Below are 15,572 nucleotides of genomic sequence, written 5' to 3' on the forward strand. Positions count from 1 at the left end.
ACCGTGCAGGTATTCACTACTAAAAAAGAACTCGTTGAGTTTCGTGCGCAGCAGGATGGTCAACGCCGCAGCGTGGGTCTCGTGCCCACGATGGGCGCGCTGCATGCAGGCCATGGCTCGCTGATTAAGGCGGCGCGGGAAGCTAACGACGTCGTCGTGGTCTCAGTCTTTGTCAATCCGCTGCAGTTTAGCGATTTGGGCGAGTGCGACGACTTCCGGAACTATCCACGCAACGTGGAGGCAGACGCGGCCTTCGCGGAATCACTAGGCGCCGATGCTGTCTTCGCCCCGAGCGTGGAGGAGATGTACCCGAGTGGCACCCCGCTAGCGTGGGTACGCACCGGGGCCATGGGTGAGGTGCTGGAAGGCTCCTCTCGGCCAGGGCACTTCGACGGCGTGGCTACCGTGGTCTCAAAGCTGTTTAATCTGGTGCGCCCCACCCGCGCATACTTTGGGCAAAAGGATGCCCAGCAGGTAGCGGTGCTGCGCCGGATGGTCGCAGACTTGGACTTCCCCGTTAAGCTGGTGGCTGCGCCCATCGTGCGCGCAGCGGATGGCTTGGCTGAGTCGAGCCGCAACCAGCGCCTAAACGATGCCGAGCGTACGCAGGCCCTTGCACTCTCGCGCACCCTCTTTGGTCTGCGGGACGGCAAGTTCAACTCCGTGGAGGAAGCATCCAAAGCCCTAGATGCAAGCGATGGCGTGCGAGTGGATTACCTCACGGTGGTGGATCCACAAACGCTTAAGCCGGTGGACGTTAGTGCCCGCCCGGCTCTAGCGCTGGTTGCCGCACACGTGGGCCCGGTGCGGCTTATCGATAATCTCGAGCTCTAGCCCTCTTACTTGAGAAGGTGCTGGACTGCCTCACGCTCGGAGCGCAGCTCCTCCACGTTGGCCTGGATGCGCTCCTTTTGGAAATCGCTGAGTTCCAGCCCCTGGACGATCTCCCAGGTTCCGTTCTTGGCCACGGTGGGGAAGCCGAAGATGAGGCCCTCGTCCACGCCATAAGAGCCGTCAGAGACTACGGCTGCGGTGCGCCAGTCTTCGGTGCCGTGGATCCAGTCATGCATGTGGTCCACCGCTGCGGAGGCAGCAGAGGCAGCGGAAGAGTGACCGCGCACCTCGATGATCTCTGCTCCACGGTTAGCCACCTTGGGGATCATCTCGCCGGTGTACCAGTCCTGATCCACTTCCTCGTTGACGTAGGTGAGATCTGGGAACTGGGTGGCGGAGTGGTTGCCCCATACGGCAACCTTGGTGAACTCAGCGGTGGGGCGGCTCGTCTTGAGCGAGAGCTGGCTCAGGGTGCGGTTGTGGTCCAGACGCATCAACGCGTTGAACTGGCTCGGGTCAAGGTCCGGCGCGCTGTTTGCTGCGATGAAGGCGTTGGTGTTTGCTGGGTTGCCCACGACGAGCACGCGGACGTCGCGTGCAGCGTTGTCGTTGATAGCCTTGCCCTGGACCGTGAAAATGGCACCGTTTGCCTCAAGCAAGTCGGCGCGCTCCATCCCCTTGGAACGCGGGCGTGCACCAACCAAGAAGGCAGCCTTGGTGTCCTTGAAAGCTACGTCCGGATCATCGGTGACGGTGATGCCGCGCAGAAGCGGGAAGGCGGAGTCGGCCAGCTCCATGGCAACGCCCTCTGCAGCGCCGACGGCCTGCGGGATCTCCAACAGCGCGAGCTCTACTGGGGTGTCCTTGCCGTAGACGTCGCCAGCAGCAATACGCCACAAAAGTGAGTACGCAATGTTGCCGGCTGCACCGGTGACGGTGATCTTCACTGGTTGATTAGCGGCCTGGGTCATGTTCAGTCCTCCTAAGGAAAAGCGGTGCCAGAAATGGCGTTCTTCAATCCCCACACTAGCCCTCTTTTGCCCGAACGTGTCGTGGACAACTCCCCTCTTTCGGAGTCATCCTTAATCACAATTTCCACCAAACTACCCCCGAATGTCCCGCAGTTCGCGACTTTATTCTTACTTGAATCTCGGAAATGTTTGTTTTTCGGCACTATAGGAGGAGGAAAAGAGAAGAATCTGGGAAAGATTCGTACTGACATAGGACATCAAGGACGTAAAAATTATGACCATGGACGCCACTGATTCGGCTTCGACCGATTCCGTCGGCACCGCCGAACTCTCAGGCTCCGTCGAGCGAGTCATCGACGTAGCCATCGAGCAGTTTTCTGAGTTGGGTTTTGCTGACGCAAAGTTGGACAATATCTCCCGCCTCGCTGGCATGTCCAAGCGCATGATCCACTACCACTTCGGCGACAAGAAGGGGCTCTACCAGCAGGCTCTGAGCACGGCCGCGCGGCGCCTCAACCCGCCGGCGGGTTCTCTCGACATTGATTCAGCCGTCCCAGTAGAAGGCGTCCGCACGCTAGTTGACTGGCTGTTCAAGCAGCACGTTGAGCACCCTGAAGCAATCCGCATGATGACCATGGAAACCTCCACAGGCGCTTTGGAGACGGGCCAGGCGCTCATCGACGTCTCTGAAGTCTCCCTGCACCTCGACAAGCTACTCATGCTGGGTCAGGATTCCGGTGCGTTCCGCCCGGGTATTTCCGCCAATGACATCTTCACGCTCATTGCGTCGCTAACGATGTACCGCGTAACCAACCGTTCAATGATGCAGAACCTGCTGGATATCGACATGCACAGCCCAGAAAACACCGAGGGTATGCACCGCATGGCGGTCGACGCAGTCTTGGCTTTCCTCACCGCAAACATCCCGGACTCGGGGTACAGCTCTTATCTGTCCACGGGAGCCTCGGTGGAAGACAACGACTCAATCCCACAAGATATCTACTCCAGCGACGAAGACCAGAGCAGGTCTGACATCTACACCTAAACCTTTGCTCTTTAGCTTTATGCCTAAAGGGCCGCAGATCTTAAGTGATCTGCGGCCCCTTAAAGCCATCTGCCCTTAGGCGGATTCCTTTTCAGCGTCGGTGTAGACAAAGCTTGGCTCATCTTCACCCTTCACGCAGGCTTCGGTGATGTGGACCGCAGTGATGTCTTCGCGGTCAGGCAATTCGTACATGATGGGTACCAGCAGCTCTTCCATGATCGCGCGCAGACCACGCGCACCGGTCTTACGCTCGAGCGCGAGCTCCGCGATAGCACCTAATGCCCCGTCCTCGAAGACGAGCTCCGCGCCGTCCATCTCGAACAGGCGCTGGTACTGCTTAACCAGTGAATTCTTCGGCTCGACCAAGACCTTGACCAAGGACTCGCGGTCAAGGTTATCCACGGTAGCCACAATGGGCAGACGGCCGATGAACTCAGGAATGAGGCCAAACTTCACGAGGTCCTCAGGGCGGACCTCGGAGAAGAGGTCGAGCTTCTCGCGCTCGTCCGCAGTCTCCAGCTTGGCGCCAAAGCCCACGCCCTTCTTGCCCACGCGCTCCGCGATGACCTTATCCAGGCCTGCGAACGCACCGGCGACGATGAAGAGAATGTTGGAGGTATCCAGCTGGATGAACTCCTGATTGGGGTGCTTGCGCCCACCCTGCGGCGGAATCGCAGCGACGGTGCCCTCGAGGATCTTCAGCAGCGCCTGCTGCACACCCTCGCCGGAGACGTCACGCGTGATCGAGGGATTCTCAGACTTGCGGGAAATCTTGTCCACCTCGTCGACGTAGATGATGCCGCGCTGTGCGCGCTCCACATCAAAGTCCGCCGCCTGGAGCAGCTTGAGGAGGATGTTTTCCACGTCCTCGCCCACGTAGCCCGCCTCGGTAAGGCTGGTTGCGTCCGCAATGGCAAACGGGACGTCGAGCATGCGCGCCAGAGTCTGCGCCAGGTAGGTCTTACCGGAACCGGTGGGACCAAGCAGCAAAATGTTGGACTTAGCAATCTCTACGTCCTCATCTTCGACCTTCTTGCGGCGCCCTTCAAGGCCCGCGGTCTCTTCTACCTTGATGCGCTTGTAGTGGTTGTACACAGCCACTGCAAGCACACGCTTAGCCTGATCCTGGCCTATGACGTACTTGTCGAGGAAGGAAGAAATCTCCGACGGACGGGGAAGTTTTACTTCCTTGTCCGCGGTCTCAGCAGCCGCAGCGGCGCCGAGCTCTTCTTCGATAATCTCGTTGCACAGCTCAATGCACTCATCACAGATGTAGACACCGCCGCCGGCGATGAGCTTTTTCACCTGCTTCTGGCTCTTGCCACAGAAGGAACACTTGAGCAGGTCAGCGCTTTCTTGCATACGTGCCATTAAGGTCTTTCCACTCGCTTTTCTTCAACTTGAGGTGGGCGGATTCCGATGCGGAGAGTACTCGTATCCTGCACACCCAGAAGGCGCGTCCCACAGATATCTCCACCTTAGTAAATCAACACGACACGACCCTCATTCATTCCTCCGCGTGGCGCAGCCTCAACCTTTGGTTAAGACCCCTCCAAGGCCGGTCCTGAATTTAAAAAGCTGCTCCGTAGACATAGACCAAGCTGTCCAGCACTTTGTCCGCAAGCAATCAGGACCTCCCCAAAAGGCCCTAAGTCATATCTTTAAAACAAACGCAAAGGTTGCAGCACGCATGGATATTCGTAAGCTCGTCGACAGCTCCCCTATGGGATTGCGGCAATGGTCTATCATTTTCATTGCCTTGTACCTCAACGCTCTCGACGGCTATGACATGGTCGCGATGGCATTCGGCGCCGGCCAGGTGACCGAAGCCTTCACCTTGAGTGACGTCCAGCTCGGCTGGCTGCTCTCCGCCGCCCTCATCGGCATCGGCCTGGGTTCCCTCTTCCTTGCCCCGACTGCCGACCGTGTGGGCCGTACACGCCTTATCACCATCTCGCTCTTCATCGACTTGGTGGGCCTAGTTGCCACGGTCTTCGCCCCGACTTTCGCTCTGCTCTTCATCTTCCGCGTTCTCACCGGCATCGGCGTCGGCGGCGTGCTCGTCTGCGTCACCGTCTTGGTCAGCGAATACTCGAATCTCCGCTTCCGTGGCCTGGCGGTGGCAATCTATGCCTCCGGCTACGGCCTGGGCGCTTCCTTGTGCGGCGTCATCGCATCGGCCGTGGCGCCGTCCTACGGTTGGCAGGCCATCTTCTGGGTAGGTGCCGGCCTTACCGTCGTCGCCATCGCACTGACCGTCCTCTTCGTTCCCGAGTCCGCTGACTTCCTGGCCGCCCGCGGCCGTATGGACAAGGTTCGCTTCATCGCCGCCAAGTTGGGTCTCAAGGGCGAGGTCACCGTCCGCGCCACCAAGGACGAAGAACCGCGCGCTCCCTTCAAGGACATCCTCTCCCCCTCCTTCGTGCGCACAACCATCAAGCTGTGGCTGGCTTTCTCTTTCGTGATGTTCGCCTACAACTTCACTTCCCAGTGGACCCCGAAGCTGCTCACGGAGGAAGGCCTCACCGCGCAGCAGGGCGTCATCGGTGGCATCATGTTGTCCTTCGGCGGCACCATCGGTGCGCTCATCTTCGGATTCCTCACCACGAAGATCGATGCCCGCCCACTGCTCATCGTGTCGTGCTTGGTAGCCTCCGGCGTGCTCGTAGGGTTCATTTTCTCCACGTCCATCCCGACCCTGATGTTCTCCCTGGGCGTCGGCGTGGGCCTCACCTTGAATGCCTGCATCACCGGCCTGTACACGGTTGCTCCAGAGTCCTACCCGTCTGCACTGCGCACCACGGGTACCGGCGCCGCGATCGGCATCGCACGCGTGGGGGCAACGCTCGCCCCGATCCTCACCGGCTACCTCCTCAGCTCCGGCTGGACTCCGACGGGCCTGTACACACTCGCTGGTGCAACGGCGCTTCTCGCCGCACTTTCCCTCTTCGGTGTGCGCGCCTACTCCGCCAAGATCGCCGATGAAGCTCCAGCTTCTACGCCTGCTGACGCCGCGCTTTCCGACGCCCCTCTCACCAGCCGGGTTTAGCCTCTACGCTGGGAAGGTGGAAACCGCTTTTCATCTTCCCAGCCGAAGGAGACCCCATCATGTTCGACCTGACGAACCAAGTTGCCATCGTTACCGGTGGCGCCGCCGGCATCGGGCGCGGAATTGTATCCGCGCTGCGCGAAGCAGGCGCACACGTCGTCATTGCTGACATCGATCTAGAACACGCCCAAGCTACTGCCGCCGAGCTCGGCGCGGAGACCCTCAAGGTAGATGTCACCGACCGTGAATCCATACGTGAGCTCTACCGCACTGTGGTGGACAAACACAGCCGCATCGACATCGTCTGTTCCAATGCGGGCGTATTCCCCAACTGCCCCTTGGACGAGATGACGGATGAAAAGTGGGAGGCGATGTTCGCCATCAACACCCACGGCACGTTCAAGGTGGTCCAGGAAGCACTGCCTTTTATGCGCAAGCAGAACTACGGCCGCATCGTCATCACGACTTCCATCACTGGTTCCCACACTGGCTTCCCAGGTTGGGCCCACTATGGGGCGTCGAAAGCCGCCCAGCAGGGCTTCATGCGCTCGGCAGCCCTCGAAGTCGCACGTGACAATATCACCATCAACGGCGTACTGCCGGGCAATATCTTGACCGAAGGCCTGGAGGGCCAAGGTCAGCAATACCTAGACCAGATGACTCGCTCGGTGCCGATGCACTGCCTCGGTACCCCTCGCGACATAGGAAATGCCGCCGTCTTCCTTGCGTCTCGTGAAGCAAGCTACATCACCGGCCAGACGCTCATTGTCGACGGCGGCCAAATCCTCCCCGAATCCCCCGAAGCTATCCTTCCTCCCCGTTAGCGGAAGGTAGCGAACTTCTTGACCACCCAGCGGCTCAGAGCCAGAATGATGACGCCCAGCACGATGGAGGCCACGCCAAGTGAGATAAAGAAGGTGTTCTCTGCGGTGGCATCCTCCGGGTTGTAGAAACCAGCCAGGGAGCCAGCCAAGGAGGTACCCATGGCAACGGCCATCATCCACACCGCCATCATGCGGGAGGGGAAGGCACGTGGCGCGACCTTGGTAGCAAGCGCGTTACCAACCGGGGACAGCAAAAGCTCGCCCATGGTGAACAGGAAGAGGATGCCAATGATGGCAAACATCGGCGTGGAATTTGCACCGGTACCGGAGTACGGCAGGAAGAAGAACAAAGAAATACCGATGATGATGTTGGCGGCACCGAACTTCACCGGCGTGGACCACTGACGGTTACCGAGCCTGGTCCACATCGTTGCGAAAACCGCAGAGAAGATCACGATGAAGATCGGGTTGAAGGACTGCACGAGTGACGGCGGAATCTCGATGCCGAAGACGTTACGGTCCAAGCGCACGTCCGCATAGATGGTCATGACGGTGAACTGCTGCTGGAAGATACCGAAGAACAAAACACCAGAGACAAACAGAGGGATAAATCCCAGCAGACGCTTCTTTTCTTCCGCATCAACCAGCTCGGAGAAGTACATCTGGCACCACAATACGATTGCCGCCAACAGAGCAACGGCAGTGACGATGTTGGATAGCCAATCGACCTTGATAACGCCGGTTGCGATGGAAACTACCGCAATTGCCGCGATGCCAAGGACCGCAGCTAGACCGAGCAGCACCTGTTTGCTGCTAGCAGGGTTCGGGACCTCGTGGCCTGCATCCTTGATGGTGGACTTGCGCATCAGGGTGTACTGAATCAGGCCCGCGAACATGCCGATTGCCGCGAGGCCAAAGCCCCAGTGGAATCCCTTCCAGCCCCACATGATCGTTGTGATCAACGGGCCGAATAGAGCGCCGATGTTGACCCCCATGTAGAAAATGGAGAAACCACCGTCACGGCGGGTGTCATCACGGCTATATAGCGAGCCAAGCACCACTTGGGCGGTGGTCTTCACACCGCCGGAACCGATGGCTATGAGAACCAAACCAATCGCCAGACCCGTAACGTCCGGAATAAACGCTAGGGCGATATGACCGAGCATCACCAGGTTCGCGGAGTAGAACAGGGTGCGCTCCGGGCCCAAAATTCGGTCTGCAACCAAAGAGGCCAGAAGGCAGGCCATATAGACCAGACCGCCGTAGGCACCAACCACGGACGTTGCAGCGGTCTTGTCCATGCCCAGTCCGCCATCGGTGACGGAGTAGTACATATAGAGCAAGACGATCGACTGCATGCCGTAGAAGCTGAAACGCTCCCACATCTCGATGCCAAATAGGTTGGCTAGGCCCCACGGATGCCCGAAGAACAGTCTTTCTTCAGACTCCGCTTTGTGTTCTGTCGCACCAGACAACTGCGTATTGTGATCTGACATATAAATAGTTGAGCACTAATTCTCGGTAGCAACAAATCGGTTGGTTGCCCGAAATAATTTTTAAGGCACGCAGCTGCAGAAAATTCCACGTCACGGCCCCGCACTGCGAAAACTTTCACACGCATATTTGCAACCGAAAAGACCGCGAACCGGAGCATCAACTTCTACTTCCGCCGTTCACTCTTGACGACGTAACAAAGCTCGCTTGTGGTTACTCACATAGGTGTTAAACCCACAAACCCATAAACCACCTTGGTAACCGTCACACATCCACCCGTAGGACGGACTTGGGTGATACTCCAAGACCTATAGAACTGAAAAGATTAAAGCCCTTGCACCACATATACGGTGCAAGGGCTTTGGCTCAATTACTACGTTTTAAGCGTTGAGCTTACGGTAATCAAAGACGGTATCGATGAGGCCGTACTCTACTGCCTCGTGGGCAGTCAGGATCTTGTCACGATCGGTATCGATGCGAACCTGCTCCGCAGTACGGCCGGTGTGCTCAGCCAAGGTGTTCTCCATGAGGCGGCGCATGCGCTCGATCTCGTTAGCCTCGATCTCTAGGTCAGAAACCTGGCCCTGGGTGCCCTGGGTGCGTGGCTGGTGAATCAACACGCGGGAGTTCGGCAGTGCCGCACGCTTGCCCGGTGCACCGGCAGCCAGCAGGACGGCAGCTGCGGAAGCAGCCTGGCCCAGGCACACGGTCTGCACATCAGGACGTACGTAGCGCATGGTGTCGTAGATAGCCATCAGCGCGGTAAAGGAGCCACCCGGGGAGTTGATGTACATGGTGATGTCGCGATCTGGGTCCTGAGACTCGAGGACCAGCAGCTGCGCCATGATGTCATTCGCCGAGGTGTCATCAACCTGGGTGCCAAGGAAGATGATGCGCTCTTCGAAAAGCTTGGAGTACGGGTTGGTGGTCTTAGAGCCTTGTGCGTTCTGCTCGATGAATTCCGGCAAAACGTAGCGGGAATTAGGTATTTGAAGGTTAGACATAGTGATAATTCTCCTTATTCCCTAGTTGCTAATCGGGCCGTTTACGGACTCGATGACGTGGTCAACGATGCCGTATTCCTTGGCCTGTTGTGCGGTGAACCAACGGTCACGGTCAGAATCCTTGGTGATTTGCTCAAAGCTCTGGCCGGTGTGCTCAGCGATCAGCTGCGCCATTTCACGCTTGGTCTGAGCAAACTGCTCAGCCTGGATGGCGATGTCAGCAGCGGTGCCACCCACGCCAGCGGAAGGCTGGTGCATCATGATGCGAGCGTGTGGCAGAGCGTAGCGCTTGCCCTTAGTGCCGCCGGAGAGCAAGAACTGGCCCATGGAAGCTGCCAAGCCCATGCCATAGGTGGCAATATCGCATGGCGAGTACTTCATGGTGTCGTAAATAGCCATACCCGCCGTGACGGAGCCGCCCGGGGAGTTGATGTACAGGGAGATGTCCCGAGTTGGGTCCTCAGCGGACAGAAGCAGAATCTGTGCGCAGAGCTTGTTGGCGATTTCATCGTCCACCTGGGTTCCCAGGAAGATAATGCGCTCGCGCAAGAGGCGCTCATAGACGCTATCGCCCAGGCTCATACCAGTAGCGGATGAGTTCATTGAAATCTTCTCAGACATTAATGATGCTCCTTCAATTGAAGAATTTTTAACTGGCCCCACCTTACCGACATTCTTCTCAAATTGGGCCCCTGTTCGCTATGAGCGTTGGAAGCGCTACGTCAGCACACACTAAGGTGCTGGGTTAAGATTTACCCATGTCTGTTTCCGAGCTTTCCACTAGCACACAGAATTATTTGAAAGCCATCTGGGGGCTAAAGGAATGGTCATCTGAGCCCGTAACCGCCACACTTATTTCAGCACGGTTAGGGCTCAAACTCTCCTCAGTCTCCGATGCAGTGCGCAAAATGACCAAGCAAGGGTTGGTATCACACACACCTTACGGAGCAGTGGAGCTCACCGGTCGGGGTAGACAGTATGCATTGGATATGGTGCGCCGTCACCGATTGCTTGAATCTTTCTTGGTACAGGCATTGGACTATACATGGGACGAAGTCCATGACGAAGCAGAAAATCTCGAACACGCAGTGTCGGACATGCTGATAGAGCGCGTGGACAAATTCCTCAATTTTCCCAGTAGGGATCCACATGGCGATCCTATTCCCACAGCCGATGGGAACATCACGATTCCTCGTGCACACCGGCTCTCTGACAGCGGAGCACAATCTCAGGTGATCGTTGAACGGATCTCCGATTCCGACCCACAACTACTAGCTTTCCTGAAAGAACACGGCATTGTCACGGGTGCCGTTCTAGACACGCGCGAAGGAGCCCCCTTTTCAGACTCACTCGAAGTTCGAGTATTTGATAGCGCTCCGTGGGTACTGCTCGGGCGCCCGGCTACCGACGCAGTTTTTGTAGCTCCTCATACCCCATAAAGCCATCCCCTCCGCCTAAACCTAAGATTACCTGCGCTTTTAAAATATACGTTGCACCGTAGTTTGCAACTACGCCCACACGTAATTAACCTATCGGATATCACATATCCCACGAATGGCTCAGGCCAGGATGAGCAGGATTGCTATGTCAGACTCACCAGATTTGGTGTACTTTTCGAGCGTTTCTGAAAACACAAAAAGATTTGTGGAACGCCTAGGCAGACCCGCAGTGCGAATTCCACTACGGCCCAAGAAAAACGGAATGATCCAGGTTTCACACCCGTATGTACTCGTCGTCCCCACCTACGGAGGCGGCTCTCTCAAACGCGCGGTTCCTAAACAGGTCATCGCTTTCCTTAACGACCCAATCAATCGATCCTTTATCCGCGGCGTCATTTCCTCAGGAAACACCAATTTCGGTAACGCCTACTGCGTAGCCGGCCAAATCATTTCCGCCAAGTGCCACGTGCCCGAGCTGTATCACTTCGAGCTACTCGGCACCCAAAAAGATATTGACACCGTAAAACAAGGTCTTCACAAGTTTTGGGAACAGCAAGAACACGTCAAAAGATGAAGAACACGTCCGGACCACACAGATTGGACTACACAATGACCCCTCCGCAGACCACACCCGCGCAGCCTGTTGACGCAACCCATCGCATCACCACCGGTGCTAACGACGAGAGCGGCGTTGGTAAGCGCAAAAGTTACCATGCACTCAACGCGCAGCTGAACTTATTCGATTCTTCCGGGAGAATTCAGTTCGACAAAGACATTCAGGCAGCACAGGATTATTTAGCCCACCATGTTGCTCCCCGCATGCGCACATTTAGCTCCACCACGGAACGCCTGGAATGGTTAGTAGATAATGAATACTATGAGCGGGGTTTCCTCGAACTTTACGAGGACGAGTTCCTGTGCGCCATATATGACAGAGCACATCGCGCCCAGCATCGGTTCCGCACATTCCTCGGCGCATTTAAGTTCTTTACTTCCTACGCGCTAAAAACCTTTGACGGCTCAACACTCCTCGAAGGCTACGAAGAACGCGTCACCACCACAGCTCTTTACCTGGCACAAGGCGACAAAGCTCTTGCAGAGAAACTGGTGGACGACATCATGTCCGGACGATTCCAGCCCGCCACCCCTACTTTTCTCAACGCAGGCAAGGCTCAGCGCGGCGAAATGGTGTCTTGCTTCCTCCTGCGAATAGAAGACAACTTGGAGAGCATTGGCCGCAGTGTGAACTCCGCGCTACAGCTATCAAAACGCGGCGGTGGCGTGGCCCTATTGCTAAGCAATCTGCGCGAATCCGGAGCCCCGATCAAAAAGATTGAGAACCAAGCATCCGGCGTAGTCCCAGTTATGAAGATTCTGGAGGATAGTTTCAGCTATGCCAACCAACTGGGAGCCCGCCAGGGCGCTGGGGCTGTCTACCTGCATGCGCATCACCCAGATATTCTTCGCTTCCTCGATACCAAACGGGAAAATGCAGATGAAAAAGTTCGCATCAAGACCCTTTCACTGGGTGTCGTTATTCCGGATATAACGTTTCGCCTGGCCAAAGAGAACAAGGACATGCATCTGTTTAGTCCTTATGACATTGCTCGCGAATACGGCGTGCCCATGTCCGACATGTCTATCACCGAGCATTACGACGAGCTGGTGACCAATCCGCGAATTTCGCACACCACCATCAAAGCCAGGGAGTTTTTCACTACGCTTGCTGAGCTTCAATTTGAATCTGGCTACCCCTATATCCTCTTCGAAGATACGGTCAATCGCTCTAATCCCCTCAAAGGGCATATCAATATGTCCAACCTGTGTAGCGAGATCCTTCAAGTCAACGCGCCATCCACTCTTGACCCATCTGGCAATTACGCCACCATCGGCCAAGACATTTCATGCAATCTGGGTTCGCTCAACATCGCTAAGGCCTTTGAATCACCGGATTTTGGAGCAACTGTAGAAACCGCAGTGCGCGCGCTCACCCAAGTCTCAGAACTTACCGACATCGAAGCAGTTCCTTCCATTGCTAAAGGCAATGAATCCATGCACGCGATTGGTTTGGGGCAGATGAATCTCCATGGTTTCCTTGCTTCCAAACGGATTCACTATGGCTGCGCCGAGGCTTTGGACTTTACCAACTTCTATTTCCTGACTGTGACCTATCATGCGCTGCGCACATCCCATGCGTTAGCGGTAGAGAAAGGTCAGCGATTCCAGGGTTTTGAAGACTCTGCTTATGCCTCCGGCGCATTCTTCGACAAGTATCTCAAACAGGAATGGGTACCTGCCACCAAGCGAGTAGAGCAGCTTTTCCATGAAGCAGGCGTGCGGATTCCTACACGCGAGGACTGGCTGAAATTAAAGAATCAGGTGGCCCGAGACGGAATATATAACGCCTATCTACAAGCAGTTCCACCCACTGGATCAATTTCCTACATCAATGATTCGACTGCATCCATCCACCCGATTGCCTCCAAGATCGAAATTCGCAAGGAAGGCCGCTTGGGGCGCGTGTACTACCCCGCGCCGGGAATGACCAACGACAATGTGGAGTATTTCGAGGACTCTTTCACCGTGGGATACGAGAAAATCATTGATACCTACGCCATGGCCACGCAGCACGTGGACCAAGGCCTTTCTCTGACCTTGTTCTTTACTGCCGACAGCACCACTAGGGATATCAACAGGGCGCAAATCTATGCCTGGAAGGCCGGCATCAAGACCTTGTACTACATCCGTTTACGCCAACCCGCGCTCCAAGGCACTGAGGTCGAAGGCTGCGTCTCCTGCGCTTTGTAGGAGCACTGACCTCCCATCTTTTGCACTACCAATTCACCCGAAAGGAAAAAGTAATGACTTCAGCATCGAACGCTGCTGCGTTAACTAGCATCTCTGTTACGCCTCCGGGCTTCCGCCATGATCCCTCAGCCCGCATCCGCCCCATCAATTGGAACCGTGTGAGTGACGAAAAGGATCTTGAAGTATGGAACCGGCTCACCGCCAATTTCTGGCTGCCGGAGAAAGTGCCGCTTTCTAATGATCTCTCAGCCTGGCAGAAAATGACGCCCTCAGAGCGTAACCTCACCATGCGGGTGTTCACAGGCCTGACCACTCTAGATACCGTGCAGGCTACCGTGGGAGAAATCTGCCAAATTCAAGACGCCCGCACCGAGCATGAGCAGGCCGTTTACACCAACATTGCCTTCATGCAATCAGTTCACGCCCGTTCTTACTCTTCAGTGTTTTCTACGCTAAGCAGCACAAAGGAAATCGACGAAGCCTACCGCTGGGCGGTGAATAATGACCTTCTCCAAGCACGTGCCAAGAAAGTCCTCACACACTATTACGGGCCAGATCCGCTCAAGCGCAAGGTATCATCGACGCTGCTTTCTTCGCTCCTTCTATACGCAGGTTTCTATCTCCCCTTACACTTTTCTGTCCACGCCACCCTGACCAATACGGCAGACATGATTCGCCTCATTCTGCGTGACAAGGCAGTACACGGTTACTACTCGGGATATAAATACCAGCGTGGCCTAGAATCTTCTTCTCCTCAAAGGCAACAAGAGATGAAGAATTTCACCATCTCTTTGCTCGAGGAGCTCTATTCCCTAGAGCTGGAATACTCCGGCGAACTATATGAACCATTAGGACTCATGGACGATGTAGCCGTATTCGTTCGCTATAACGCAAATAAGGCCCTGATGAACTTGGGCTACCCAGATTACTTCCCACCTGAGGAAACGGAAGTTAACCCAGAAATTCTCGCCGCCCTAGCTCCTGGAGCAGATGAGAACCATGACTTCTTCTCTGGTTCAGGCTCCTCCTATGTCATTGGTACCGCTGAAGAAACGAGTGATGATGACTGGGATTTCTAATCCCTTCCCACGACCAGACCAAGGAAGCTGGCTTGAAACCATTGCATTGTTTGAGGCTATTCGTGAAGGAAACCAACCTGCGGCATTGCGGCTGCTACAAACCTCGGCCGCACGCGAGGCCGTCCTGGGAGGGCTCTTGGGCCTAATTGAACTGTATTTCCGTAATGAAGAAGATGACAAAGTAGAGGGATTTCTCGCTGCCGCCCACAGTGCCGGCCCGCCGCCAGCTTTCGGTTGCAAGCCTTTTCTCCCTTAATCCAGCCCCAATGAAGAAAGAAGGTTCAGTATGACTTCCACCCCACGCATCACCGTTATCGTAGGTAGCCTGCGTCGCGGATCAATTGCGCGCAAGATTGCGCACGAAGTACTCACAATGATCCCGAAAGACTACGAGGCAAACATCCTCGAAATCCGCAACTTGCCCCTTTATGACTTCGACTACGATGATCCCGCGGTCACGGACAAGCCAACTCCGTCCGCGTACACCACCTTCCGCGACACCATCAAGAACTCTAGCGGAGTCCTTTTCATTACGCCCGAAAACAACCGCACAATCCCCGCATGCCTCAAAAACGCGGTGGACATCGGTTCTAAACCCAACTCAGATGTGGCTTGGAAGAACCTTCCCGCAGGAATCATCAGCCACTCCGTAGGGCGCATGGGTGGGTACAGCTCACAAAAGAACCTCCGATTGGCCCTGTCTTACTTTGATATGCCTTTTCCTGGGCAGCCCGAGGTATTCCTCGGCCAATCACCCACCCTTTTCGAAGACTCGGGCCGCCTTAATGACCGCACCGCAGAATTTGTGAAGGACTACGTCATGCGCTTCCTGGCTCTGGTGGACAATGCCTTAACCAGCTAGGACCCACGCACATCTCTAGAGGTGTTATGTCCATGAGGTTTTTGGACTTGGAGTCCAGCTACTTTGTGGACTCGGGGTCTCCTCGCTTTTTGGGCGGGGAGTCCACGGAGTTTTTGTACTGGTGCTAGCTTGGCTTCTTCCGGCGGCTTGGCCGTGGCCCAGA

At 55.9% G+C, this 15,572-nt stretch carries 14 protein-coding genes; 9 read left to right on the forward strand and 5 right to left on the reverse strand.

Annotated features, from left to right (window positions below; all coding sequences use genetic code 11):
• The first annotated feature begins 3 nt into the window (after positions 1–3).
• The gene (gene panC / locus HMPREF3148_RS07215; protein WP_049151630.1) at positions 4–834 is read left to right on the forward strand and encodes a pantoate--beta-alanine ligase; all 831 of its coding nucleotides are present in this window, start codon (positions 4–6) and stop codon (positions 832–834) included.
• Positions 835–839: 5 nt separating this feature from the next.
• Here the strand turns inward: panC and HMPREF3148_RS07220 are convergent, their stop codons facing one another.
• A complete protein-coding gene (locus HMPREF3148_RS07220) occupies positions 840–1,805 on the reverse strand; it encodes a malate dehydrogenase (protein WP_034657569.1) in 966 nt (321 codons plus the stop codon).
• 274 nt (positions 1,806–2,079) lie between these two features.
• On the opposite strand from HMPREF3148_RS07220, the gene HMPREF3148_RS07225 reads away from it, so the two are divergent.
• Positions 2,080–2,850, forward strand: coding sequence for a TetR/AcrR family transcriptional regulator (locus HMPREF3148_RS07225; RefSeq protein WP_049151629.1), 771 nt, complete (start codon positions 2,080–2,082; stop codon positions 2,848–2,850).
• A 75-nt stretch (positions 2,851–2,925) separates the two neighbouring features.
• Here HMPREF3148_RS07225 and clpX read toward each other — a convergent pair whose 3' ends face one another.
• Positions 2,926–4,221 (reverse strand): ATP-dependent Clp protease ATP-binding subunit ClpX, encoded by a 1,296-nt coding sequence (clpX, locus tag HMPREF3148_RS07230; RefSeq protein ID WP_049151628.1) that lies wholly within the window; start codon positions 4,219–4,221, stop codon positions 2,926–2,928.
• 319 nt (positions 4,222–4,540) lie between these two features.
• On the opposite strand from clpX, the gene HMPREF3148_RS07235 reads away from it, so the two are divergent.
• Positions 4,541–5,899 carry an MFS transporter gene (locus tag HMPREF3148_RS07235; protein WP_005531779.1) on the forward strand — a complete coding sequence of 453 codons (1,359 nt, stop codon included), beginning with the start codon at positions 4,541–4,543 and terminating at the stop codon, positions 5,897–5,899.
• Between the two features lie 59 nt (positions 5,900–5,958).
• Positions 5,959–6,723, forward strand: a complete 765-nt coding sequence (fabG, locus tag HMPREF3148_RS07240; protein WP_049146670.1) for a 3-oxoacyl-ACP reductase FabG — start codon at positions 5,959–5,961, stop codon at positions 6,721–6,723.
• Here fabG and HMPREF3148_RS07245 read toward each other — a convergent pair.
• The 3 genes from HMPREF3148_RS07245 to HMPREF3148_RS07255 form a co-directional block, all read right to left on the reverse strand.
• Complete coding sequence (locus HMPREF3148_RS07245; protein WP_005531781.1) at positions 6,720–8,219, reverse strand: peptide MFS transporter; 1,500 nt, start codon at positions 8,217–8,219, stop codon at positions 6,720–6,722. The two genes, fabG and HMPREF3148_RS07245, sit on opposite strands and share 4 nt — an antisense overlap.
• 378 nt (positions 8,220–8,597) lie before the next feature.
• Complete coding sequence (locus HMPREF3148_RS07250) at positions 8,598–9,221, reverse strand: ATP-dependent Clp protease proteolytic subunit (protein WP_049151627.1); 624 nt, start codon at positions 9,219–9,221, stop codon at positions 8,598–8,600.
• A gap of 21 nt (positions 9,222–9,242) precedes the next feature.
• The gene (locus tag HMPREF3148_RS07255; RefSeq protein WP_005531783.1) at positions 9,243–9,842 is read right to left on the reverse strand and encodes an ATP-dependent Clp protease proteolytic subunit; all 600 of its coding nucleotides are present in this window, start codon (positions 9,840–9,842) and stop codon (positions 9,243–9,245) included.
• Between the two features lie 137 nt (positions 9,843–9,979).
• Between HMPREF3148_RS07255 and HMPREF3148_RS07260 the strand changes: the two genes are divergently transcribed.
• From HMPREF3148_RS07260 to HMPREF3148_RS07280, 5 genes are all read left to right on the forward strand, one after another.
• A complete protein-coding gene (locus HMPREF3148_RS07260; protein WP_049064218.1) occupies positions 9,980–10,660 on the forward strand; it encodes a metal-dependent transcriptional regulator in 681 nt (226 codons plus the stop codon).
• A gap of 115 nt (positions 10,661–10,775) precedes the next feature.
• Positions 10,776–11,234 carry a class Ib ribonucleoside-diphosphate reductase assembly flavoprotein NrdI gene (nrdI, locus tag HMPREF3148_RS07265; protein WP_034657571.1) on the forward strand — a complete coding sequence of 153 codons (459 nt, stop codon included), beginning with the start codon at positions 10,776–10,778 and terminating at the stop codon, positions 11,232–11,234.
• A 35-nt stretch (positions 11,235–11,269) separates the two neighbouring features.
• A complete protein-coding gene (nrdE, locus tag HMPREF3148_RS07270; protein ID WP_049151626.1) occupies positions 11,270–13,468 on the forward strand; it encodes a class 1b ribonucleoside-diphosphate reductase subunit alpha in 2,199 nt (732 codons plus the stop codon).
• Between the two features lie 53 nt (positions 13,469–13,521).
• Positions 13,522–14,547 (forward strand): class 1b ribonucleoside-diphosphate reductase subunit beta, encoded by a 1,026-nt coding sequence (nrdF, locus tag HMPREF3148_RS07275; RefSeq protein WP_080970012.1) that lies wholly within the window; start codon positions 13,522–13,524, stop codon positions 14,545–14,547.
• Between the two features lie 286 nt (positions 14,548–14,833).
• Positions 14,834–15,409 (forward strand): NADPH-dependent FMN reductase, encoded by a 576-nt coding sequence (locus HMPREF3148_RS07280; protein WP_046646870.1) that lies wholly within the window; start codon positions 14,834–14,836, stop codon positions 15,407–15,409.
• Positions 15,410–15,572: the final 163 nt, after the last annotated feature.

It is taken from the genome of Corynebacterium sp. HMSC05D08 (genome assembly GCF_001807215.1).
GTDB classification, from domain to species: Bacteria; Actinomycetota; Actinomycetes; order Mycobacteriales; family Mycobacteriaceae; genus Corynebacterium; species Corynebacterium striatum.

Bases quoted from the DNA above. Each gene is read 5' to 3' on its own strand.
- HMPREF3148_RS07220 (WP_034657569.1), bottom strand. From the start codon at position 1,805: ATGACCCAGGCCGCTAATCAACCAGTGAAGATCACCGTCACCGGTGCA.
- HMPREF3148_RS07225 (WP_049151629.1), top strand. From the start codon at position 2,080: ATGACCATGGACGCCACTGATTCGGCTTCGACCGATTCCGTCGGCACC.
- clpX (WP_049151628.1), bottom strand. From the start codon at position 4,221: ATGGCACGTATGCAAGAAAGCGCTGACCTGCTCAAGTGTTCCTTCTGT.
- HMPREF3148_RS07235 (WP_005531779.1), top strand. From the start codon at position 4,541: ATGGATATTCGTAAGCTCGTCGACAGCTCCCCTATGGGATTGCGGCAA.
- fabG (WP_049146670.1), top strand. From the start codon at position 5,959: ATGTTCGACCTGACGAACCAAGTTGCCATCGTTACCGGTGGCGCCGCC.
- HMPREF3148_RS07245 (WP_005531781.1), bottom strand. From the start codon at position 8,219: ATGTCAGATCACAATACGCAGTTGTCTGGTGCGACAGAACACAAAGCG.
- HMPREF3148_RS07250 (WP_049151627.1), bottom strand. From the start codon at position 9,221: ATGTCTAACCTTCAAATACCTAATTCCCGCTACGTTTTGCCGGAATTC.
- HMPREF3148_RS07255 (WP_005531783.1), bottom strand. From the start codon at position 9,842: ATGTCTGAGAAGATTTCAATGAACTCATCCGCTACTGGTATGAGCCTG.
- HMPREF3148_RS07260 (WP_049064218.1), top strand. From the start codon at position 9,980: ATGTCTGTTTCCGAGCTTTCCACTAGCACACAGAATTATTTGAAAGCC.
- nrdI (WP_034657571.1), top strand. From the start codon at position 10,776: ATGGCTCAGGCCAGGATGAGCAGGATTGCTATGTCAGACTCACCAGAT.
- nrdE (WP_049151626.1), top strand. From the start codon at position 11,270: ATGACCCCTCCGCAGACCACACCCGCGCAGCCTGTTGACGCAACCCAT.
- nrdF (WP_080970012.1), top strand. From the start codon at position 13,522: ATGACTTCAGCATCGAACGCTGCTGCGTTAACTAGCATCTCTGTTACG.
- HMPREF3148_RS07280 (WP_046646870.1), top strand. From the start codon at position 14,834: ATGACTTCCACCCCACGCATCACCGTTATCGTAGGTAGCCTGCGTCGC.